General features: G+C 31.0%; 1 protein-coding gene. It reads left to right on the top strand.

The features are described 5' to 3' along the window. Positions 1 to 42 precede the first annotated feature (42 nt). A complete protein-coding gene (locus tag DI076_RS20000) occupies positions 43 to 1338 on the top strand; it encodes a WG repeat-containing protein (protein ID WP_108961610.1) in 1296 nt (431 codons plus the stop codon). Positions 1339 to 1524 lie beyond the last annotated feature (186 nt).

Raw genomic sequence — 1524 nt, 5'->3', positions numbered from 1 at the left:
CTAGTTCGTTATGCGTAATGGCAAAGTAAAAGGAGAAAATAAATGAAAAATACTATTAGTATATTAATTGTAATATTTATATTTTTACATCTAAATTGCTATAAAAAACAAGTTATAAATGCATGTAGTTCAAAATCTAATGTTAATTACTATACTAATTCATCAAAAATATTAGATCTCACTTTTGATAATAAAAATATTATATTTATTTTTCCAAAGTATGATAACATAACAGATTTTTACAATGGACTTGCACAAGTAGAATTTAAAGGAAAAGTAGGATTCATCAATGAACAAGGACTAGAAATTATTGAAATTAAATATGACGCTGCATCTCAATTAGACAATTCAAATACTATCAGTGCCTTACAAAATAATAAATATTATATAATAAACGATAAAGGCGAATTTGTTACTACTCAGACTTTTGAAAAATTATCCGGATTTCAAGACAATGTTGCTTCCTTTAAACTCGATGATAAATTTGGAATAATTGATTATTCTGGAAAAATTATACTTGAACCTACTTACGATTTTATAAGCTCATTTTCCGAAGGATTAGCTTCATTTACCGAAAATGGAAAACAAGGTTTAATTGATACACTTGGAAATATCAAAATGAATCCCGAATATGACAGCATAAGTGGCTTTCGAAACGGATATTCTATTGTAGAAAAAAACAAAAAATATGGAGCCATCGATAAAAAAGGAAAAATAGTATACGATATAAAATACGATTCACTGACAATATTAAATGATAATTTTGCTAAAATCTACGTAAATGGGAAATACATAGTCATCAGAAAAAATGGTGAAAGATTTACTGAATACTTTTCCGACTCATATACTTCATTTAATAATGGAATCTTATTAATGAAAGACTCTAACAATTATACAAGATTCGTAAATTTGACAGGAAAGTTAATAAATGACATTCGTTACCATTCAGCAGAAAATTTCAGAGAAGGCTTTGCACGTGTATCGAATGGTATACAATGGGGACTAATAGATACAAGCGGCAAGCAAATAGTTGATTTTAAGTTTGATGAGATTGATACCTTTCATGAAGGTCTAGCTCCCTTTCGCATTAATAAAAAATGGGGGTTCATTAACACAAAAGGAGAAATAGCAATAGATGCTTATTACGATGCTGTTAGTAACTTTAAAAAAGGAATTGCACCTGTAAAACTTTATAATAAATGGGGGTTCATAGACTTGAATAACCAATTAATAATAGAGCCAATATTCGAATCAGAACATTTCACATCACAAGAACATTTCGTAGTAGGTTTAAATGGATTATACGGAATAATCAATTTTAAAAAATGCTTAAATTAACAATGCACTTCTTATTTTTGCCACTACGCATAACAGCGTCTTTCCGCTTCGCTTCGGCACTAGGCCTCGCTCGGCCTGTGGCAAATTGTCCTCCTGGCATTCGCCTTGCTTCCGCAAGCTACATGCCAGTCCCTAACGTCCCGTTGGGACTCAGGGTCGGACAACTTCGGAAAGCCTAGTTCGTTA

This window comes from Leptospira ellinghausenii (assembly GCF_003114815.1).
Classification (GTDB): Bacteria; Spirochaetota; Leptospiria; order Leptospirales; family Leptospiraceae; genus Leptospira_A; species Leptospira_A ellinghausenii.
This window is presented reverse-complemented; position numbering and strand designations above follow the sequence as displayed.

What these genes read in the sequence shown, in the direction of transcription:
- DI076_RS20000 (WP_108961610.1), top strand. Translation starts at nt 43, where the DNA reads ATGAAAAATACTATTAGTATATTAATTGTAATATTTATATTTTTACAT.